The organism is Vagococcus sp. CY52-2 (genome assembly GCF_022655055.1).
GTDB lineage: Bacteria > Bacillota > Bacilli > Lactobacillales > Vagococcaceae > Vagococcus.
In genome coordinates this window covers 637,853-656,886 of the sequence record NZ_CP093384.1, presented here as the reverse complement: position 1 = coordinate 656,886, position 19,034 = coordinate 637,853, and the positions used below count along the sequence as shown (strand labels likewise).

At 33.1% G+C, this 19,034-nt stretch carries 16 protein-coding genes; 2 read left to right on the top strand and 14 right to left on the bottom strand.

From position 1 onward, the window contains the following. The first annotated feature begins 5 nt into the window (after positions 1–5). Positions 6–134, top strand: a complete 129-nt coding sequence (locus MN187_RS10525; RefSeq protein WP_256463837.1) for a hypothetical protein — start codon at positions 6–8, stop codon at positions 132–134. After that, on the top strand, positions 128–1,003 hold the full coding sequence (locus tag MN187_RS03320; RefSeq protein WP_242094279.1) for a D-2-hydroxyacid dehydrogenase: 876 nt from the start codon (positions 128–130) through the stop codon (positions 1,001–1,003). The genes MN187_RS10525 and MN187_RS03320 overlap by 7 nt, the downstream gene beginning before the upstream one ends. Positions 1,004–1,266: 263 nt before the next feature. On the opposite strand, the gene MN187_RS03315 is transcribed toward MN187_RS03320, so the two are convergent. The 14 genes from MN187_RS03315 to MN187_RS03250 form a co-directional block, all read right to left on the bottom strand. Next, positions 1,267–1,989 (bottom strand): ATP-binding cassette domain-containing protein, encoded by a 723-nt coding sequence (locus MN187_RS03315; protein ID WP_305853360.1) that lies wholly within the window; start codon positions 1,987–1,989, stop codon positions 1,267–1,269. 395 nt (positions 1,990–2,384) lie between these two features. After that, positions 2,385–2,762, bottom strand: a complete 378-nt coding sequence (locus tag MN187_RS03310; protein ID WP_117972748.1) for a DUF956 family protein — start codon at positions 2,760–2,762, stop codon at positions 2,385–2,387. Positions 2,763–2,859: 97 nt separating this feature from the next. Next, positions 2,860–3,771, bottom strand: coding sequence for a PTS system mannose/fructose/sorbose family transporter subunit IID (locus tag MN187_RS03305; RefSeq protein WP_242094277.1), 912 nt, complete (start codon positions 3,769–3,771; stop codon positions 2,860–2,862). Between the two features lie 18 nt (positions 3,772–3,789). Next, the gene (locus tag MN187_RS03300) at positions 3,790–4,608 is read right to left on the bottom strand and encodes a PTS mannose/fructose/sorbose transporter subunit IIC (RefSeq protein ID WP_242094275.1); all 819 of its coding nucleotides are present in this window, start codon (positions 4,606–4,608) and stop codon (positions 3,790–3,792) included. A 21-nt stretch (positions 4,609–4,629) separates the two neighbouring features. Further along, positions 4,630–5,616, bottom strand: coding sequence for a mannose/fructose/sorbose PTS transporter subunit IIA (locus MN187_RS03295; RefSeq protein ID WP_242094273.1), 987 nt, complete (start codon positions 5,614–5,616; stop codon positions 4,630–4,632). A 17-nt stretch (positions 5,617–5,633) separates the two neighbouring features. Continuing rightward, complete coding sequence (locus tag MN187_RS03290) at positions 5,634–6,149, bottom strand: mannose/fructose/sorbose PTS transporter subunit IIB (protein ID WP_242094271.1); 516 nt, start codon at positions 6,147–6,149, stop codon at positions 5,634–5,636. A gap of 140 nt (positions 6,150–6,289) precedes the next feature. Further along, positions 6,290–9,103 carry a sigma-54-dependent transcriptional regulator gene (locus MN187_RS03285; RefSeq protein ID WP_242094269.1) on the bottom strand — a complete coding sequence of 938 codons (2,814 nt, stop codon included), beginning with the start codon at positions 9,101–9,103 and terminating at the stop codon, positions 6,290–6,292. Between the two features lie 160 nt (positions 9,104–9,263). Further along, positions 9,264–10,778: a flavocytochrome c gene (locus MN187_RS03280; RefSeq protein ID WP_242094267.1), complete on the bottom strand. Its 1,515-nt coding sequence runs from the start codon at positions 10,776–10,778 to the stop codon at positions 9,264–9,266. Between the two features lie 161 nt (positions 10,779–10,939). After that, entirely contained in the window at positions 10,940–12,457 is a 1,518-nt protein-coding gene (locus tag MN187_RS03275; protein WP_242094264.1) for an AcpB/EbpR/MafR family transcriptional regulator, read from the bottom strand. Between the two features lie 143 nt (positions 12,458–12,600). Further along, complete coding sequence (locus MN187_RS03270; protein WP_117972740.1) at positions 12,601–12,843, bottom strand: hypothetical protein; 243 nt, start codon at positions 12,841–12,843, stop codon at positions 12,601–12,603. 19 nt (positions 12,844–12,862) lie between these two features. Beyond that, complete coding sequence (locus tag MN187_RS03265) at positions 12,863–13,525, bottom strand: hypothetical protein (RefSeq protein WP_242094262.1); 663 nt, start codon at positions 13,523–13,525, stop codon at positions 12,863–12,865. Between the two features lie 161 nt (positions 13,526–13,686). Next, entirely contained in the window at positions 13,687–15,072 is a 1,386-nt protein-coding gene (gene gad, locus MN187_RS03260; protein ID WP_117972738.1) for a glutamate decarboxylase, read from the bottom strand. 62 nt (positions 15,073–15,134) lie between these two features. Next, the gene (locus MN187_RS03255; protein ID WP_242094594.1) at positions 15,135–17,588 is read right to left on the bottom strand and encodes a YhgE/Pip domain-containing protein; all 2,454 of its coding nucleotides are present in this window, start codon (positions 17,586–17,588) and stop codon (positions 15,135–15,137) included. Between the two features lie 11 nt (positions 17,589–17,599). After that, entirely contained in the window at positions 17,600–19,024 is a 1,425-nt protein-coding gene (locus MN187_RS03250) for an amino acid permease (RefSeq protein ID WP_242094260.1), read from the bottom strand. Positions 19,025–19,034: the final 10 nt, after the last annotated feature.

The following is a 19,034-nucleotide window of genomic DNA, read 5'->3' as shown; positions in this document are numbered from 1 at the left end:
AAAAAATGAAAAAGATTATGATGATAGGCGCTAGGGAAGATGAAAAACAGTTTGCTGATAAATGGGCTAAAGAAAATAATGTTGAAGTTGGTTTAACTAATGAGGTACTTAATGAAGAACTTATCACTTGTTAAAAACTTTTGATGGTTTAAGTCTCCAACAAACAATGGGGATTTCAAATGATATTTATATCCAACTGAGCAAAGATGGCTTTAGACAAATTGCTCAACGGTCAGCCGGTATTGATATGTATAACTTAGATATTGCAAAAGAAAATAATATTTTAATTACGAATGTACCTGCTTACTCCCCAAACTCTGTCGCTGAGTTTGCAGTTGGAAGCGTTCTAAATTGTTTAAGACATACAAAATTAATTAATAAACGAGTGACAAATCATAATTTTAGTTGGGATAAATCAATCTTGTCTAAAGAAGTCAGAGAATTAACGATTGGAATATTAGGGACTGGTCGTATTGGTCAGTTGACAGTTGAGATGCTCAAAGGCTTTGGTGCAACGTTGATTGGTTATGATCTTTATAAAAATAAATCATTGGAAGCTATTCTAACATATGAAGATAATTTTAATACGTTTTTAGCATCATGTGATGTCATTTCTATTCATATGCCTCTAACAGAAGAAAATTATCATTTATTTAATGAAGAAACCTTTACAAAAATGAAGCCTGGTTCTATTTTAATTAACGCTTCTCGCGGTGCAATTGTTAACACAAACGATTTAATTAAGGCTCTGGACTCAAATCAATTAGCATCTTGTGCACTTGATACTTACGAAAATGAAATGCCTTTTGTGACAAAAGATTTTAATAATAAACCGATTAATGACCCAGTGTTAGAAGAATTAATACAACGAGATGATGTTATTTATACTCCCCATATTGCTTTTTACACTGAAACAGCTGTCACAAATTTAGTGTCAGGTGCACTTGATTCATGTTTAGCCATATTAAATGGTGAAAGACCGCAAACAATTGTTAATCTATAAATAAAAAAAGCCATCCGTTTCCGCTGATGGCTTTTTAATATCTCTAGAAAAATTATTTCTGTATGTACCGTAAAGACTATCGATTAAAAAACTGATAACTAAAACATAAAACTTTTGCCCAATTTAATAAATTTATTATACGTTGTTCACTTACATTTCTATCATCAGTTTATTGTTTTCTAATACTTTTTCAATTATTTTCTAAATATAAATAACAAATAATGACATAGTATCCTTTTAAATACCAAATTCCATTATCCTATTTAAATTTTCAAGTCACTAATTTCTCTTAATAATAAATCTGTAGCAATTGTTTTTTCAGGTTTGTAAGTAGTCCTTACTCTATGACGTTCATACTCAGGGTCAGGTAATGGAATGGCGGATAATAAGCTTTCTGTGTAAGGATGTAATCCATACTTATAAATCTCCTCTGCACTTCCAATTTCTACCAATTTTCCATAATACATCACCCCTATACAATTGCTGATATATTTAACCATTGATAAATCATGGGCAATAAACAAATAAGTCAGTTGTTGTTTTTCTTGCAACTCTTGTAATAAATTGACAACCTGTGCTTGAATAGAAACATCCAAAGCAGAAACTAGTTCATCACAAATAATAAATTTAGGGTCAATCGCAAGAGTTCGTGCGATTCCAATACGTTGACGTTGACCTCCTGAAAATTCATGTGGATAACGTGTCCCATGACTTGGGTCAAGACCAACAAGTTTTAATAATTCATCTATTCGTTTATTTCGTTCACCTACATTTTTGGCTAACTTATGAATATCAATGTCTTCTGCTATAATATCTCGTACTTTCAAAGGATATTGAAGATTGTAAAAAATCTCATCAGATGCTCCAATTCCAACAATTCTACCACCATACATTACAGCTACTCTATCAACGCCATTTACTACAACACCCAAATCATGTGCACTAAAAACAATAGAGGCTTTAATTTCTTGTTGAATATCTTTCATTAATTCAATAATTTGTGCTTAAATCGTTATATCAAAAGCCGCTGTAGGTTCATCTGCTAATTCCTCTTTCCCACTTGTGCTATCTTTAGTTTTTACTACATCGCTTTCACAAGCCGCTTACGTTAAAACTGTTACAAACATTGATAAATACTTCATTTTATTTTTCACCTAGTGCTCCCCCCTTTTTTTAAAATTAAATTAGAAAAATATAATAAAAAAATGAATATAATATATGTTTTTGATGGTAAAATCAATAATATTTCAAATTTAATTTATAAGAGATTTATTTTACTATATTGAAAGACTTTTAAATAACCATTTGGCACAGCTTTTCATTTCATAAATAATAAACCTTTCGGCAAAATGAGTTTATATTCATTTTGCCGAAAGGTTTATTATTTATTCTTACCAAATTTTGCTCTAATCCCCCGTTTAACAACATCTAAAAATCCAAGCGATTGAACCATTCTTTCTGGATTAACATACTCTCTTATAGCACGTAAGACCACTTTGGGTTTTTTAGAAGAAAAAGTATAGGTTCCATTTTTTTTAGTCTGAATAGCATATCTTGGAATCCATTTCCCTTTAAACATGACAGAAGCAATAACATAATCAACTTCTTCCCAAGGTATTTGAATAAATTTTCTTGGATCACGCCCATGATAAAATTCAAATCCTTTATCACCTATCATAATTTCCCCATAATCTGTCAAACCAGTAAACGCTGTTGCATCTATTACTAGATCAATTTTTGTATTAAGAGACTGAACCATCAAGTCACTTCCTTTACTTTTCTTTTAACACTATATCAAAAAATAGCTGCTATTTAAAAAAAGAGGCCTATATAAGACCTCTTAAAATTTATTTTTTTTACAGTAAGCCAATCACATGACCTAAGATACCAACAACGAACAAACCGATGATGATAACAATTGGGCTTACTTTTTTCTTAAGTAGCCACATACAGAAGAATGTTAATAATAATGGTGCTAAACCTGGGATTAGTTGATCTAAGTTATTTTGTAATGTTGTCACTTTAACATCACTTAACGCACGACCAGAAGCAACTTCTTCAAACGCTTGTTTCACACCAGCCATACCATTTGGAAGATTTGCCCAGTCAACATAGGCTCCTTTATCAAGAGGTACTTTTGACACAATTGGTTTGAAATCAATGGATACCCATCTTTCAACCAATGCTGCCAGAACAAACATCCCTAAAATAGAAGCACCTTTTGTAACATCTTGCAATAAACCACCCGATAAGTCATCTGTAATTTTTGATCCAGCACGGTAACCAAATTCTTGTGTATACCACATAAATCCCCAACGAATTAAGTTCCAAGCCACGAAGAAAATAATTGGACCAAGAATGCTACCACCTAGTGCAAGAGATGCACCAAGAGCTCCAAGCATTGGACGTAATGTAAACCAGAAAACTGGGTCTCCAACACCAGCTAATGGTCCCATCATCCCAACTTTAACCCCTTGAATTGCTACATCATCAATTTCAGATCCATTAGCTCGTTCTTCTTCTAACGCCAATGTTACACCTAAAATAGGAGAAGCAATATATGGATGTGTGTTAAAGAATTCTAAGTGACGTTTTAATGCATCTGATTGTTCTTCTTTTGTTTTGTATAATTTTTTGATTGCTGGAATCATTGAGAATGCCCAACCACCATTTTGCATACGTTCATAGTTCCAAGAACCTTGGATAAATGTTGAACGCCACGCAACGGTCATACGATCTTTTTTCGATAATTCTATCTTTTCTGCCATTTTTTCTTTCCTCCTAAATTAGTAATCGTTTAAAATATCGCCTAGTGGATCACCTGTATTGCTTCCACCACCAGAATTTGATGAACCACCCATTTTAGACAAGTTAATGTAGATTAATGCAAAGGCCACACCTAATGCACCTAAGCCCATTAATGTAATATCAAAAACTGCGGCAATAACAAATCCCATTGCAAAGAATGGCCATACTTCTTTTGTTGCCATCATGTTAATAACCATAGCGTAACCTACCGCTACAACCATTCCACCACCAATTGCCATACCTTCAGTTAACCAAGCTGGCATTGATTCTAAAAAGTGTTGTACAGTTTCAGCTGGAATAAATAACAGTGCTGCTGCTGGAATGGCAATACGAATTCCTTGCATACATACAGCCATAATGTGTAAACGTTCAATTTTACCCATATTTCCTTCTTCGGCTGCTTTATCCATCATATGAACGATTGGTACAGCTAATGTTCGGACAATCATTGTTAAGAATAATCCAGCGACTGCTAATGGAATAGCCACTGCGATTGATGATGACACTGCATCTTTAACAGAAATTGATTGAGCTCCTAATGCTTTAACTAAAATAATAGCAGATGCTACTGAAGCAAGTGCTGCATCTGGTGCCACTGCTGCTCCAATATTTGCCCAACCTAGAGCGATCATTTGAAGTGACCCCCCTAAAAGAATCCCTGCTTCCAAGTGACCTGTAACTAATCCAATTAATGTACATGCAATCAATGGTTGATGAAATTGAAACTCATCTAAAATACCTTCCATACCTGCGAAAAAGGCAACAATAATAACTAAAATGACTGATATAACAGACATGATATCCCTCCTATAAATGGTTTATTTTCCTAAATCAGTTTTTGCTTTTTTAACCAACTCATCCATATTAGCTCGTGAATCATTTGGTACTTTACGTACGTCAAACTTCACACCATCAGCTTTTAATTGCTCAAAAGCTTTAACGTCATCTTGTCCCATAGAAAGGACTTTATTTACTACCACTTTTCCAACAGAGTGGGCAAGTGATCCAACATTTACTTCGTCAATCTTCACGCCACCATCAATAACGCGAACAACATCTGCCGGATTTTCAAACAACAGTAACGCACGCGTTCCACCAAAACGTGGATCTTTTGCAATTTCTATCATTTTTTTCACGGGAATAACATTTGCTTTTACTCCTGGTGGTGCTGCTTGTTCGATTAATTTCTTACGTAGATCATCTTTTGCAACTGAATCCGATACCACAATGATACGTGTTGGATTGGTTGCTTTTGTCCAAGCTGTTGCCACCTGACCATGTAATAATCGTGAATCAATACGTGCCAACACAAATTTGATTTTTCCATCACCAATGACTGTTCCTGGCGGGATAGAACCCATTTGTACTTCTGGTTGAGCAACTTCATTTTTCTCTTCTTCTGGTTCAAGAGCTTCTGGACGAACTTTAATCCCATCTTTTCCTGTTGTTACAATTTGAGACGCGATTTTATGAGCGCTTGTTTCTGATAATCTCATCGCATATGCTTCAATTAACATTGGTAAGTTTAATCCACTGACAATTGCCCAATGGTCCTTATGTTCTTCAAATAGTGTATTTGCTTGATTAAATGGTGTACCTCCCCATAAATCAACTAAAAAAAGGACTTCCTCTTGCTGATCAAATGTGTCAATTGCTTCGATAATTTTTCTTTTAACATCATCTGGACCTTCACTAGGCATCAATGTAACGGCTTTAACATTTTCTTGTTCACCAAAAATCATTGAACCAGATTGCAAGATTCCTTTAGCAAACTCACCATGACTTGCTAAAATAATTCCAACCATATTTGTGACCTCCTATTTTATATCATTTTCTTTTTGTCAGTTTTTAATTGATTCTTTTTTAATAAATGAATCAAATCAACAGGACTATCCGAAACAACTTTTCTGACATCAATAGTTATTCCTTGATTACTTAAAAAAACAAAAGCTTCCTCATCTTTGTCATCTATTGCCACAGCGTTTGTTATCATATGTTTACCAGTTTGATAACTCATTCCACCAACATTGAGTGTTTCAATTTTCACACCAGCTTCTACCACTTTTTTAACGTCTGAAGGATTCGTAAATAATAGCATTGCTTGAATAGAATCATTAAATCGTGGATCATGATAGATTCCTATCATTTTTTTCACTGGAATCACATTAACAATAATATTAGGTGGCGCTGCTTGAATAAGTAATGTTTTTCTAAGGGCATCCTGTGCCACATCATCACTAACAACAAGAATACGATTTATTTTTGAATGTTTTGTCCAGACTGTAGCAACCTGTCCATGAATCAATCTGTCATCAATACGAACTAATCGAATATCCATATGATGCCTCCTTTTCTTCATTTTAAACATTCTATAAATATATAAGCAAAATTCATGCCAACTTTCAAAAATACTATTAAACCAATTAATAAAATAAGAAAAAGATACACTTGGCACAGTGTATCTTTAGTGTATATACACTATAAGCTTAATTGATTCTCTATAATATTGACAACATACACTAACTCATCATTTGGTATTTCTAGCTGAAACAATTGTTCTAATAAACTTAGGCTTGATTTTAGTGAATCAATGTAGTTCTTGTTCTCTAATTGATTTAATTCTGAGGTAGTTGCTGATAGCGTATCATTTCTTAATATGCGTTCAACCATTCCAGATAAGTGCATGGTTAAAGAGATATAAAAAGAATACTCTTTTTTATTTGATAAAATATCTCGATCAACTTTCTGACAAATTGTCCACAATGGATCAATTAATTTAGTGGCATTGATAAAGGTATAATAATCATTAATATAATCTACACATGTTTTTTTAGCCTTATCTTCAGTTAACGTAAATTCTTCGTCAGATGTAAATGTATTCGATACGATATTTCCAATAAACGATGGGCCTTCTTTAGAAAATAGTTGGTCCATTGTAATAAACGGAACGGATAAATTAGGATTCTTAATTCCTGTGCTTGCTAATAAATGGTATTTTTCCTGTACCAATGGTAATGTCGTTTCTAAATCTACTATTGACATGGTAATTACCTCAATATCTTCTTCCATATATAAAGTAAGGTAATCATTGATTAATTCCTTCATTCGCTGTGCTGTCCCTTGCCCCGATGCACAAATAGCCAATATTGCTTGTGGTTTGTTCTTTTCAACGCTTACTTCAGATGTATCCTTTGCATGGTATCCGTGAAAATAACTTAGAGATTGATATAAATCTGTTAAATCGCCTTCAAGTAAACTCGCTTTTCTACCAGCTTCCAAAACTAATGCTGTTGTCACCATGTCAATAATTTTAACATTAATAGCAGTTTTTTCTTTTATATCCTCTGTAAAAGTTGTCAAAGATCCCATATCTACTAGCAACAATACTCCGCTTCCTTCATCTACTTCACTTACTTCATGTATGACTTTATCTAATGCTTCAGTAGGAGACATATCAAGAGGCATATCTACGGCACGAATATTATTTACTTTTAACAGCTGACTAACAACTTCCACCATGCTTGAAGCAGTACTTCTACCATGAGCTGCAACGACAATCCCTATTCTCCCATCCTTCACTGATTCATTTAAAGAAATCAACAAAACAGTTAAATAATTGATTTCTGATTGAGGCAATATAACCTGATGTTCCTCTTCAATAATTTGCTTAAATACTTTTGCCACATGATGTTCTTTCGGGTATGTTTCGATCATTTTAATGATATTTTCATCATTTCCAGTTTCTATTTGGATACCTTCTTTATAACGATTTAAAAAAGAGCTAATGTGAAGGCCGATTGCATATAAAAAGTTTTGTTCAAATTTGTAACCTACTTGTTCCACAGCGTATTGATACAACATACGCGTTGTTTTAATAACTTTACTATCAATGATTTCTCCTAATTTATTTTCTGAATCAAAATTAAAGCCATGATTACGGTAAAATGATTTCAAGTGAACGTTAATATCTGTTGTAATAAAATGATTGATGGCTTCTTGGTTAAACCCATCTTCTTTTAATAATGCTGCTTTGTCACCAATGATTTCATATAAATTGTAGGGTAGCTCATAACTATCCCCTTCATAAGTCTCAAATGATTCATTAGGCGAAATTATCATTTTTGATTCTAATAACTGTGTCAACTCAGCCATTGTATGTCGATCGCTGGCCAAATGAACGAGCCCTTCTTTTATCCCATCATTTAACTCATCCATCGTAATCGTGACATCCTGTTGATCCATGTGTTTTAAAAATGACTGTGCCGTGACAAGTTGAACATTCGATTTCAATTGCCCTACATTTCCATATGACACACTTCCAATTAATGCTTTTATCACGTCTTCCGTTAAAATAATTCGCCGATTAATACGTTGTGCTTCAATAATCATCATATTTTTTACTAATTCGACTTTTTCTTTTGCACTTCTTTCCTTAAAGTTTGGAAGTTTAATTGTAATAGGAATCCGCCTAACAAATGTATTCAACAGAGCTGAGTTAGGATCTTCTGTTGTGGCACAGATGATACGGACATTTGCTTCTCTTGTTTTAGTCGACTCTCCTAATTTTGAATATTTTCCATTATCCATAAAATAAAAAATCATCTCTTGTCCCTCTGGTGGCAATCGATGAATTTCATCTAAAAATAAATACCCATCATTTGCTAAAGTCATCAAACCATCTTTTTCTTCATCTGCTCCTGTAAAAGCTCCCTTTATATGACCAAATAAATGACTCATTAATAATTCTGGATTACTAGCATAGTCTGCACAATTAAATACTACTAACTCTTTATTCTCATCTATTATCTGTTGCTGTTTAGCATATTGAAACATAGTATGTGCAAAGTAGGTTTTTCCAGACCCAGTTGGACCTGTAATCAAACAATTTAATCCATTTGGTGGATATAAAATAGCCGCTTTTGCTTGCATAATAGCATTCTTCATACTACCCTTAATACCAATAATTCGTTTAAAAATATCATCGGAATAAATTAAATTAGATTTAGAAAGTGTTGTCGCATCAGTTTCTTCTTGATAACTTGGAACATACTTTGATAAGGGTTCATTTTGAAAAATCGATTTGACGACATATCTGACTGGCCTACCATCTAATTTTTCTACAATTCCTTCTCTTACTAATGTATTTAGATCTTTACTAGCATTACTACGCTGAATTTTTAAAAATTCAGCAACTTCTTTTGTTGTAACTCCAGATTCGCTAGCTAGATTAGTAGGGGAAAGATTCTTTGTTTGGTTAACGACATAATTATAAACCTGATCAATTCGTTTCATTTGTTTCCTCCTATAAATGATACACTACTATCATTGTATACTAGTGTATTATTACAGTAAAATTAAAACCACTTTTTATGTTTCTTTTATATAAAACAATTGTTAAAAAAACTAATCTCTAAAAAAAGAGACTCGATTATCGAGACTCTTAAAATACTAATTATTTAACAAATTTCGCTGATTGTTCTCCAGCTTGACGACCAAATACAATGATATCACCGACTGAATTTCCACCAATACGATTACTTCCATGTAATCCACCAGTCACTTCTCCTGCAGCATACAATCCAGTAATTGGTTGATTGTCTTTATTCAGCACTTCTGTTTTATCATTAATTTTTACACCACCCATTGTGTAATGGATACCTGGTGCGATCTTAATCGCATAATAAGGACCTTTATTTAATGCATGATCCATACCAGTTTCACGAGAAAATTCTGTATCGGATTTCGCTTCAACTGCTTTGTTCCAATCAGTCACAGTTGTATCAAGTGTTTTACCATCCATATCAATTTCTTTAGCTAATGCTTCAATTGAATCAGCAGATTTTACAAATCCTTGTTTTTCATAAAAGTTAATTGCTTTGACTCTTTCTTTCACTCCAGCATCAAAAATTAAGTAAGCGGATTTTTCAGGTAAAGCAGTAATAGCAGCAGATACATTATCACGTGTGCCCATTTCATTTGTGAATCGTTTACCTTCTTGACTAACTAAGATACCACCTTCACCACGAACAGCTTCACCAATTAATACCCCTTTGTCTTGTTGAACAGTTGGATGAATTTGGATTTGATCCATATCAACCGTTTGTCCGCCAAGTTTTTCAATCATGCGAATACCATCACCGGTACTACCTTCTTGGTTTGTTGTGACATACCCTTTAAGTTCAGGTTTTTCTTTTTCTAGCATTTCTGGATTAGCTCCATATCCACCAGTTGTCACAACAACAGCTTTACCATGCACTTCCTTTTCTTTGCCTTCAACCGTTACTTTAACACCATCAACTGCTGCATCATTTTTTAAAATCTCCGTTACATCAGCATTAACAAAAATTGGAATGTCTTTTTCATGAATATTATTTAATAATCCATGAACTAAGTATTCACCAACTGCTGAGCCATCTTCAGGTCTATGAGTTCTTTTTTCACTCATCCCACCAGTGATAGTCAAGTTGTTTAATTTAATTCCCATTGAGTCTAACCAATCAATAGCACTTGCTGAATGATCAACATAGTAACGTAATAATTCTTTATCATTTGTTCCGTGTCCACCTTTAAGTGTTTCTTCATAGAATTTATCATTTGAATCTTTAATGCCAGCTTCTTTTTGATATTTTGTTTCTGAAGCATTCATCCCACTTGAAGCTTTCATTGTGTTCCCACCAGCTACTGGCATTTTTTCTAAAATAACTGGATTTTTACCTTCTTCTTTCGCTTGCAAAGCAGCTGACATCCCTGCTCCACCAGCACCAACAATAATAATATCGTACTCATCTTTTAACTCTTTTGGGTCAGTATATTTTTGTTCTGACGCACCAGAAGTTACATCTGATGTACTTGCTTTTGTCGATGAACTTTGAGATGTCTTCTCTGCAGTTTTTTGTCCCCCACAACCAGATAGCATCATTAAAGTGGCAAAACTAATGGTTAATGATTTGAATAGTTTACTTTTCATAAATCTAATCCCCTTTTTTAATTGTTAAATTACTAACATACTTAGAAAATAATACCCTAAATATGCTATTTTAACAAGAAAAAAATTAATAATTATTTCACAACTTATTTTTTTAATGAAAACAAGACTTTTTTCATTTATTATTTAAAAAGATGTTTTATTTAAACTATCATGGCGTATTTACATTGATATATGCTCTTAACTAATTTATCCAATTCTTCGTAATCTCTTAAAGTTAATGGAAAATCAAAATATCGGATCGTTGAAGTCATACAACTATTACAATCAAAAATATTTGAAACATTTGTCAATATAACATCTGCTTCTTTAACATCATATGTATCCATAAATTCAATATGGTATTTTCCAGAATAATGATATGCAATATCTCTTTCTAATAACGCTTTCGTTAAATATGGCAAATCACTTTCTAATAAAATACATATGGTTGGCTCAAAATAGGTCAATGGTTTAATCATAGAAAATAATAGCATGTATTTTTGAACTAAAAAACGCTTTTGTAAAAAAATCGAATCATTAGTTTGATTATAAACCTTATCCACTAAACGATGTAACTCTGAATATAGTACTGTGTATTTTTCCTGTGTATCATCCAACATATAACGACCATCCATTGTCAAAGATACGTGATGAAATAATTTACAAAATAAATGGGTACAAAATGTTGTTAGAAAAAAAGACTCATAATAGTTTTTGGGAATAGGCAATAGTTCTTGATGGAATGTTTTAACTAGTGAGTCGGTTACAACAAATACATCCGAGTTATTTTTTTTATGATAAGACAACACTTGTCTTGTTAAATTATCACATTGATAGATATTCATTCTAAGTTGAATTAGTAGTAGATAAAAATAAATTTCAGCTGTTAATTTTTGCTGTCTTTTTAAAAAAAGAAGTTCTAAAAAGGGGGCTTGATTTAAAATTTGCTTAATATTGACATAGTCTTTCCATTCAGCTTCAAATGTAACCACGTGATTTTTGCCTAATCTGAACAAATTAATAGCTAACATGTAAGCAAGTTGTTTCCTTTGTGTTTGAGTCAAACGCATCTCTAACGCTTGATTCAAACCATCGACTACTTCATAAACCTTTAATTGACTAACCTGTTTAAAGGGCCAGACATTTCCTTTAACACCATACCATATTAAATAATAAGTCAACAATCGAATTTGTTTTTCTTCTCCCACTATCCTAAAACTAATATTGGATAAAGACAAATGATATCTTTTTAAATAATGGCGTATTTTTTTAAGTCCTTTTCTGACCTTACTCTCACTGATAAAATGATCCATTGAATACTTGGTCACTGATTGGAACTCTTCAAAAAATATTTGTTTTAACATCATAAAGGTTTCATCTTGTTCTATGACTAATTGCTTAAATCGATTCAATCCTTGACCTTTAGGGGTTTCTAGGTAGACACCTCTATATTTTTCATAACTTAAATACAATCTGTCCTCTTCTTTTTCATCTTTATTAAACTGTTCAATACAATCTTTTAATTGAATCACATAGCGTTGAATAGTTCTTTCCACCACATTCAATTTTTCACTAATCTCATGCATGCTATACCATTCATTTTTTTCTGATATGATTGAAAAAATAGATAAAATATTTCGACTATTTGCATTTAATAACATAAATAAATCTGTTTCCATATTTCAGTAGCTCCTATACCTTATGACAGTAAAAAAAGTAACAGACCAAGCAAAAGGTACAAATCAAGCGGAATAATTTTCATTACTCCGCTTGGTTAAAAGGTATGTTCAAAAGAAATGTCGACTAAACTGTCATTTATTTTTTAGTCCCATTCATCGACAAGATTGTCTAATTCTTTTTCGTTATAATTATCATATTTATCAATTTCGTGTAAAATCTTTTTAATTTCATGAATGGCTTTCTTTTCTTCAAACCAGCATTTCACTGATTTCTCATGACCTTTTTCCATTTCATCGTCAATTTTAGCTAATGTTTCATCTAAATTTGTTAAAATATTAGAGATTTGATTGATTACTTTTTCTTCTTTTTTGTCATAGTCTGTCATTTTTAACACGTCCTATTCCTTATTTTTGTAGTTCTAGAGGTAATTTCACATCATAAGTGTGTTCAACTTTTTCGCTGTCATCACCTTTTTTGTGTCCATCGAAGGTTAATTTGATTTCTTTGACTTGGTCAGCTTGTTCTAACTTATCAAAGGTAAAATAAACATGGCCGTCTTTTTGTTTATCTTTAGCAAAAATATCTTCCCAGTAATCTCTAAAATGTTTACCTGTGATTTCTGTACCATCTTTTAAGACTAAGACAGCATCACTTGGGTGAATGCTTACATCTTCTTTTCCATCATTTTTTAATGTAAAGTCCATAGACATTAAACCTTTGTATTCGTTATTTTCTTTGTCTTTGTATTTATCTACTTCAACGATTTTTACTTTACCGATTTTAAAATCAACATTTTCCCAGCTTTTATCTTGCCAGTCAGTATCATATTTTGCTTCTAATTTTACTTTTGGATCATTTTCACCTTTGATGATTTCTTTAAATGACCCATCATCTTTAAGGCTCACGCTTTCTACATCAACTTTTTCACCGTCTTTTAGTGTTTCTGTTGTAGAAGCAACTGTTCCAGCTTCAACTGTTCCTTTCACTTCTTCTTTTGATCCACAGCCACCTAAAAGTAATAATAATGTTGCTCCGACAGTGACACTTAATAGTGTAGTTTTTTTCATAATTGTTCCTCCTGATTTTAACTAATGTCTAATAATAATTAGTTATTTAATTGATTCAATACAAGTATTATATTTTTTAATTTTATCTAATTTATGAATAATGTTTTCTATTTTTTCGATACATGATGAGATACATTTTCACAATTTATTCAATATCTTTTTTAGTGTTCTGGTTTAACTGTTGTTTTTTTTGGTTCTTCGTGACATAAAATTCTTGCATGATTCAATTCTTTTATCGCCGCATTAAAATCCTTTGCAAAAGCGTTTGCCATATTTTGACCCATATCTGCACGACACACAAATCGTTGAACAATCGTGCCTTGCATATCCTTAGGAAATGGATAAGATGGAACTTGCCATCCTCTCATTTGTAAACGATCAGACAAGTCATACAGTGACCATTCTACATTAGCATCCTCTTTTAACGTGAAACAAACGATTGGTAAATTTTCTCCTGTATTAAACATTTTAAAAAGTCCAGTTTCTTCAACTGTTTTAGCTAAAGACATGGCTACTTTTTTTGTTCGCTCATGAATTTCTTTGTATCCATTAAACCCAAAGCGGTAAAAATTATAATATTGCCCAATAATTTGGCTAGCACTTCTAGAAAAATTAATCGCCATTGTTGGCATAACACTACCTAAATAACTCACTTCAAAAACCAATTCTTTTGGTAGATACTCTTCGTCTTTCCATAACACCCATCCAACTCCAGGATAAACTAAGCCGTATTTATGGCCAGATGAATTGATAGACACCACATTTTTCAATCTAAAATCCCACAATAAATCTGGTTCGATAAATGGTACAAATAAACCACCGCTTGCTCCATCCACGTGAATCACTAAGTCTTGATTGTGTGTTTGATTGTATTCTTCAACCAGCTCATCTAATTTTTTAATGTCGTCAAATTTTCCAGTATAAGTAATACCTAAAATACCGACAATCCCAATCGTATACTCATCAACATAGTCCATGACAGTATCTGTGTTGATACTTAAATGCTCACTATCAACTGGGACTTCACGCATTTCAATATCCCAGTATACACAGAATTTTTCCCAACATACTTGATAAGCTGATGAAATAACTAAGTTTGGTCGTTTTGCATTGATATCTAATCCATTTTTCTTAGCACGATCTCGCCATCTAAATTTCATCGCCATCCCACCGAGCATACAAGCTTCACTTGAACCAACAGTTGAAGTCCCCATCACACGATCTCGGTTTGGTGCATGCCATAAATCAGCAATCATTCTCACGCATTTTTGTTCCATAGCGGCCGTTTGGGGATACTCGGATTTATCAATAGCATTTTTTTCCATTGTTTCTGCCATAATAGCAGTCACTTCTGGTTCCATATAAGTTTGACAAAATGTCGCCAAATTTTGTCGAGCATTTCCTTCATTGATTAATTCGTCTTTTATTAAACGATAAGCAATAGATGGATTAATTGGGTCCATTCTCATTTTATCTAACATTACTGCTTCTTCTGATGCATTTGATCCAAAGATTGGTACGACTGATTGATTTTTTTCGCTAGTCATAACTAGACCTCCTAAAAATTTTAAATTATATAAAATGGGATAAGTATCTCATTTAAAAAACATTATTTTTCTAAAGCTTGTAGTTTTTGATTATCATTTAAAGCAGATATATTTTCCAAGTGTTTTCTTTGTAAGTAATCCATTGAAAATCTTAAAAGAATAACAAAGAATATAAAGATACATAATAAGGTGATAATACTTCTATTAAACATTGGTGCACCAATCCCTCTAGAGATTGCTTCCCTAAATCCATAAATGGAATAGGTCATTGGTAAATAAGGGTGAATGGCATTAAAGAAACTGTTTTGCAATGGTAATGGGAATGTTCCTCCAGCTCCTCCTAGTTGTAACACCAATAAAATCATCGCAACAAATCGACCTGGATTATCAAATGTCATAGCTAAAAACATAATCAAGAACATATAACTCCACGCAGTCACAATTCCCACTAGATAAAGTTTTCCAACTTGATCGACGGGTAATTTTAATAACAACATGATAGTCGCTTCGATAATTGCCATAATCGTTGATACGACAAATCCCATTGCAACTTTACTTAACCACCAATCACGACTGGATTGCCCGTCCATTGAAACACGTCTGATTGGGAAGATAAAGTTGAATACAATACAGCCAACAAATAACGCAAGTGACATAATGTATGGTGCTAAAGCTTGTCCATAATTTTTTACTTTACTGTATTCAATATTTTGTAACCCTGTTGGTGCTGCGAACATTTTGACGTTTTTATTATTAAATTTCAAACGACTAACTAATTTATCTGCTTGTGTTAAAGCACTTGCCATTGTTGTTGCACCTACTGTTAGTTGATTGGCTCCACTCATTAATTTCGGTGTGTTATCGGTTAATTTTGTGAGTCCTTGACTTAATTCATTGGCTCCACCATCTAAACGTGTAACGCCTGATATTAGTTCTGGCATTTTACCTGACATAGTATTTAATCCATTTGTTAAAGTATTACTTCCAGCTGACAAACGATTAATACCATTTAACGCAACAGGTGCTTCATTCACTAGGTTATCCACTTGAGATAATCCTGTTTCTAATTCATGTAACACATTTTGTGTGTTGGCTAAGTTGACATTGTTACCAAAGCTTTCCAATAAATCGGTGGTTCCTGCTTTAATATTTACAATAGATTCTTTCATTTCTCCTGTATTTTCTGACAATCCTTTGGCTAATTGACTCATCATCGTTGCTTGTTGTGATAATGATTTTGCTTGCTGGCTTGCACCATTTAGTCCTGTTTGAACTTGACTAACGATACCATCAATGTCAGCTGAAGAGCTTTTAATATCTGTCACTAATTGTGTTGAGAAGCTAGTAACTTGCTGTGATAGTTGTGCAATCAACTCTTGTTTAATATCATCACTTATTCGGCTATTTTGTTGAATGATACCTTCTAACACTTGCTGAAATTGTTGTGTGTCCCGAGAGACTATCTGGTTGATTTTTCCAATCACTTGGCTAAACCCTGATAATTGATTACTTAATCCAATTAGATCTGTTGACAAAGCAGTTGATACACTAGAAACTTCACTCAACTCTTTTGAATCATTTAAAACTGATTCAACTTGTTGATTAATCTTTTCGATATCTTGTTTTAACAAATTAGCTGAAGATCCTGATAAACTGGCTTCCACATTTCTTAAACTGGCTTCTAACTCTTTTGTACCATTTAATAAATCTGTCACACCACTTCCAACTTCATTTAATTTCCCTGAGAGTGGTTGAAGTTTGTCATTGACTTCGTTTAGTCCATTAGATAATTGTGTCGCACCATTTTGTAATTCCGTTACCCCTTGTTTTAACGGAGAAACATTAGACGCTAACTCATTTACACCATTTGCTAATGTATTTGAGCCATTAGCTGCAGTAGACACACCATTCGTGTATTCACCCAAACCGTTATCGAGTTTTTTACTGCCTGTTGCAAGTTCTTTTGAGCCATTGGTTAATTTTATTAAATCTTGTTTACCCTTTTGACCAAGTGCTAACGCTGTTTTAACATAAGCTGCGGTGACACTTTCTCGCACTTTCGCTTCCAACTCTTTGGCTCCAATTTGAGCCATATCCAATCCAATATAATTTAGCGAACCATTTGTTGTGTACTGAATTTCCATTTGATTAGGAGAAGGATTTAAAAGACTCGTCGCATTTTTTGAAAAATCTTTTGGAATCGTGACAATCATGTAATATTTCAAGTCCTTCATGCCATCCATTGCTTGCTTTTCATCAACAAATTCCCATTTAAGTTGTTTGTTATGTTTTAATTCATCAATGACACTCTTCCCAACATCAACTTTTTGGCCTAACATCTCAACTGGTTGATCTTCATTTACCACGGCTACAGGCAAATGACTCGAACGGTTATATGGATCCCAAACAGATTTATCAAATACACTCGAATATAATATCGGAATAAAACAGATAGCTATCACAGAAATTAGTAGTATTTTATTATGAAATAACTGTTTAAATTCCTGTTTAATCATTTGCACGTTAATCACTTTCTTTCTTCATTATTTAAATTAATCGAATGTTTTTTCCCATATATGTGATAAAACACAAATGGTAACAATACGGTTATAACAGAACTAAAAGCTAATGTTATTAAGTAGGTTTTCGCTTCATTTGCTTTTAATTCACTTGGCGCAATAAAGGAAGAAACTAATGCTAATAAAGACATCCCCATACCCAAACTTGCTAACAACGCTTTTACTTTTCTTCCTCCTGGTACTTCGTAAGCTCTTTTTAATGCTTGATTTGATTTCTTAAAAATTAAAACGAAATACCCAATAAAAAATAATAAATAGCCACATAAATAAATCACAACGGTTAATGAAATGGCGGTTAAAAATGACACAGCATTTCCTCCTCCACCAAAAGTTAAAACGGCAGCCCAAATGGTCACGATAACACCTTGTATGATTAGTAAAGAAGTTGGCACTCCATTTTTATTAATTTTTTGACAGCTTTTAGGGAGCAATCCTTGATCGGCAACATAACGCAAGCCTTCTGTTGGACTGACAATCCATGAACTAACTTGAGCTAGCACACCAAATGCCAACATAATCGCAAGGATTTCGACTAACCATGATAGATGAGGATTACCTTTCAAAATCAATGTTTCAAATGCTTGAATCACCCCACTATTTAACGACAGATGTTTCGCTGGTACGACCATTGAAACAGTCGTGCCACCAATAGTACTTAATACGATTCCTATAATAACTAAGTAAACCATCATTAACGGATAATTCTTTTGTGGATTATCCAGTGATTTAATATGGGATGCTGAAGCTTCCACCCCAACATAGGCTAAAATAAAAGTCACCAATGATGAGAAGGTTTGCTTATTCGGGAAAAATGATTTATCTAAAAATGAATGTGTTACAGCATGACCTGTAGCAACATATTTAATAGTAAAAATTAATAAGACAGTTACAGGAATAATAATGCCTATCACAAAACCTGCTTTCGCAATTTGAGATGTGGTTTTTGTCCCTTTAAATTGTAAAAATGTTAATAACCAAAAAATTAAAACTACCACTAAAAATTTAATGAGCTTATTGTCATTCATCTCTGGAAATTTTAACGCATATGATAACGCACCAATGATAAAATAACTCATTGTGACAAATCCCACTGTGATTTGAAACCACTGGAAGAAAATGGCAGCAAAACCAAATTTTTCTCCTAACGTTTTACCTACCCATCCAAAAATCCCCCCTCCATCAAACGCCTCTACAGTACCAATCTCTGCTGCACATAAGGCAACTGGTAAAAACCAGAATAGACCACATACTAATAAAAAGAAAATAAGTGTCTTCCCCGATTCAGCAAACGTTGGGTACTCATAGACCGTGATAAATAACGAAGCCGTCATGGCAAAAAAACTGAATAAAGATAATTTTTTTGTATTCTGCATGATTTAAATC

What these genes read in the sequence shown, in the direction of transcription:
- MN187_RS03315 (WP_305853360.1), bottom strand. Translation starts at nt 1,989, where the DNA reads ATGAAAGATATTCAACAAGAAATTAAAGCCTCTATTGTTTTTAGTGCA.
- MN187_RS03290 (WP_242094271.1), bottom strand. Translation starts at nt 6,149, where the DNA reads ATGGATATTCGATTAGTTCGTATTGATGACAGATTGATTCATGGACAG.
- gad (WP_117972738.1), bottom strand. Translation starts at nt 15,072, where the DNA reads ATGACTAGCGAAAAAAATCAATCAGTCGTACCAATCTTTGGATCAAAT.
- MN187_RS03285 (WP_242094269.1), bottom strand. Translation starts at nt 9,103, where the DNA reads ATGAAACGAATTGATCAGGTTTATAATTATGTCGTTAACCAAACAAAG.
- MN187_RS03250 (WP_242094260.1), bottom strand. Translation starts at nt 19,024, where the DNA reads ATGCAGAATACAAAAAAATTATCTTTATTCAGTTTTTTTGCCATGACG.
- MN187_RS03310 (WP_117972748.1), bottom strand. Translation starts at nt 2,762, where the DNA reads ATGGTTCAGTCTCTTAATACAAAAATTGATCTAGTAATAGATGCAACA.
- MN187_RS03275 (WP_242094264.1), bottom strand. Translation starts at nt 12,457, where the DNA reads ATGGAAACAGATTTATTTATGTTATTAAATGCAAATAGTCGAAATATT.
- MN187_RS03280 (WP_242094267.1), bottom strand. Translation starts at nt 10,778, where the DNA reads ATGAAAAGTAAACTATTCAAATCATTAACCATTAGTTTTGCCACTTTA.
- MN187_RS03295 (WP_242094273.1), bottom strand. Translation starts at nt 5,616, where the DNA reads ATGGTTGGAATTATTTTAGCAAGTCATGGTGAGTTTGCTAAAGGAATC.
- MN187_RS03270 (WP_117972740.1), bottom strand. Translation starts at nt 12,843, where the DNA reads ATGACAGACTATGACAAAAAAGAAGAAAAAGTAATCAATCAAATCTCT.
- MN187_RS03300 (WP_242094275.1), bottom strand. Translation starts at nt 4,608, where the DNA reads ATGTCTGTTATATCAGTCATTTTAGTTATTATTGTTGCCTTTTTCGCA.
- MN187_RS03255 (WP_242094594.1), bottom strand. Translation starts at nt 17,588, where the DNA reads ATGATTAAACAGGAATTTAAACAGTTATTTCATAATAAAATACTACTA.
- MN187_RS03265 (WP_242094262.1), bottom strand. Translation starts at nt 13,525, where the DNA reads ATGAAAAAAACTACACTATTAAGTGTCACTGTCGGAGCAACATTATTA.
- MN187_RS03305 (WP_242094277.1), bottom strand. Translation starts at nt 3,771, where the DNA reads ATGGCAGAAAAGATAGAATTATCGAAAAAAGATCGTATGACCGTTGCG.
- MN187_RS10525 (WP_256463837.1), top strand. Translation starts at nt 6, where the DNA reads ATGAAAAAGATTATGATGATAGGCGCTAGGGAAGATGAAAAACAGTTT.